Source organism: Streptomyces sp. ISL-11 (assembly GCF_018614525.1).
Classification (GTDB): domain Bacteria; phylum Actinomycetota; class Actinomycetes; order Streptomycetales; family Streptomycetaceae; genus Streptomyces.
Genome location: NZ_JAGGOL010000072.1, coordinates 1 through 587, shown reverse-complemented (window position 1 = coordinate 587; position 587 = coordinate 1). Strand labels below are relative to the sequence as shown.

General features: G+C 78.9%; 1 protein-coding gene. It reads left to right on the top strand.

What is annotated here, in order from left to right:
* Positions 1–587 (top strand): alpha/beta fold hydrolase (locus J7E86_RS16140; protein WP_251019217.1); only part of this gene is annotated, 587 nt, incomplete at both ends.

The window sequence follows — 587 nt, the reverse complement described above, 5'->3', positions numbered from 1 at the left end:
GCGCGGTCGGCGCCGACCTCGCCCTGCGCCACCCGCACCGGCTCGCCTCCCTCGCCCTCGTGGCCGCCTCCGCCCGCTTCGGCACGGCGGACACCTGGCGCCAGCGCGGCGAGACCGTCCGTGCGAACGGACTCGACCCGATCGCCCGCTCCGCGCCCGAGCGCTGGTTCACCCAGAACTTCGCGGTCGCCCAGCCCGCCATCGTCGACTGGGCCGTGCAGATGGTGAACACCACCGACCCCGGCTGCTACGTCGCCGCGTGCGACGCCCTCGCCGCCTTCGACGTACGGGCCGAGCTGGGCCGGGTCGGCGTGCCCACGCTGGTCCTCGTCGGCGCCGACGACCGGGTCACCCCGCCCGCCGACGCCCGGGTCCTGGTCGCCGGGATCCACGACGCGCGCCTGGCCGTCGTTCCCGGCGCCTCGCACCTCGCGCCGGTCGAGCAGCCGGCGGCCGTCACGGATCTGCTGGTGCGCCACTTCACGACGGCCTGGCAGCTGTCCACCCCGCCCCCGCCGGCGGCCGGCGCGACCCCCGCGCCCGCCCCGGGCCCCGCGACGCCGTCCGTGCCCGCGCCGGCGGTGACG